Source organism: Stenotrophomonas sp. STEN083, assembly GCF_056759195.1.
Map to the genome: position 1 here is coordinate 1 of NZ_JBRRCU010000120.1, position 1,015 is coordinate 1,015.

At 63.3% G+C, this 1,015-nt stretch carries 1 protein-coding gene; it reads right to left on the reverse strand.

What is annotated here, in order from left to right:
- Positions 1 to 1,015 (reverse strand): hypothetical protein (locus ACVOK8_RS19140; protein ID WP_481568198.1); only part of this gene is annotated, 1,015 nt, incomplete at both ends.

Consider the following 1,015-nt stretch of genomic DNA (forward strand, 5'->3'; position numbering starts at 1 on the left):
GGTGGAAGCAAACAGCACCGCCTCACCCGAGGCACCACCGTTGGTACTAAGCGCAAACGTACCGCCGGCCGAGAACACCGGTGCCGACGGATTGGCAACAAACCCGGTGATTGATTGCGACGCCAGCCCAATCGACACACTCAGAACTTCCTGCGGTGCGGCGCTGTAGTTGGCATTGCCCGCCTGGTCGGCGGTAAGCGCACAGCTGCCCGCAGCAACCATCGTCACCGCCGAGCCTGCCACCGTACACACGCCCGGCGTGGTCGAAGCAAACAGCACCGCCTCACCCGAAGCATCGCCGGTTGCCGACACGGCAAACGTACCGCCGGCCGAGAACACCGGTGCCGACGGATTGGCAACAAAACCAGTTATCGATTGCGACGCCAGGCCAATCGACACACTCAGAACTTCCTGCGGCGCGGCGATGTAGTTGCCGTTGCCGGCCTGATTCGCCGTCAGGTCACAGGTGCCGGCACTAACCATCGTCACCGTAGAGCCAGCCACCGTACACACAGCCGGCGTGGTCGAGCCAAACAGCACCGCTTCACCCGAAGCACCGCCGGTTGCCGACACGGCAAACGTACCTCCGGCCGAGAACACCGGGTTGGCCGGAGTGGCCGTGAAAGCGGTGATCGCCTGCGTGGCCGTACCAATCGTGACGCTCAAGGTTTCCTGCGGTGCAGCACTGTAGTTGCCGTTGCCCGCCTGATTCGCCGTCAGCTCACAGGTGCCTGCACTGATCATCGTCACCGTCGAGCCCACCACCGTACAAACAGCCGGTGTGGTGGAAGCAAACAGCACCGCCTCACCCGAGGCACCACCGTTGGTACTAAGCGCAAACGTACCGCCGGCCGAGAAGACCGGTGCCGACGGATTGGCAACAAACCCGGTGATCGATTGCGACGCCAGGCCAATCGACACACTCAGAACTTCCTGCGGTGCGGCGCTGTAGTTGGCATTACCCGCCTGGTCGGCGGTAAGCGCACAGCTGCCCGCAGCAACCATCGTCACCGTC